Raw genomic sequence first — 664 nt, forward strand, 5'->3', positions numbered from 1 at the left:
AGCCCTCCGTCGCTCTGAGACGCAAAATCATTTCTTCGTATATCCTCTTCAAGTCCTCGGTTGACTGTTGTTGCTGAATTTCTTGTCTCTCTTTCTCTTGTAACTTGTCTTTCAAAGCCATGTAAAATCGTCTCCTTTTCGTACGCCAACCCTAATTTGGTGCCACGTACCTTTTTATTCGATTCTAGATGCTCATACGTGATGTTTTTACCTCGTAGCGTTGCTTGGACACCTTGGTCTTTTAAACGTTCCTCGAAGTCTTCAAAACTAGTTGCTTGTTCTTTTGAAAAGTCGACGACCGTCCGAATTTCATCTTTCCAACTCGACTCACCTTTTTGAAGCAATGACTGTTCAGCTAATGTGTACCGAACATCGGCCGAACGCTCTTCTACAACGGAAAGTCCATGTTCCTTGCATAGTTCATCACTTATTTTGCGCACATGGTCAATAGCCTCTTGGCCATGTGCATGAAACTTACGACCATCCTCATAGTTCACGGCATTAATGACGATGTGGTTATGAATGTGATCCTTGTCTGTATGCGTATAGACGGTCACCTCGTGACCTTTCGCTAACTTCTCAGCCAGTTGTAACCCAATTTCATTAGCTTTCCCAGAATCTACTTCATCTGGCTTAAACGATTGAATCACATGGTGGGCTTGTA

General features: G+C 43.2%; 1 protein-coding gene. It reads right to left on the reverse strand.

Features of this window, described 5'->3' with window-relative positions:
• Nucleotides 1–664, reverse strand: a 664-nt coding sequence (locus AC1DWA_RS33030) for a relaxase/mobilization nuclease domain-containing protein (RefSeq protein ID WP_477917647.1), incomplete at both ends; no start/stop codon positions are given.

This window comes from Rhodococcus sp. P4_F3_2, from assembly GCF_056401335.1.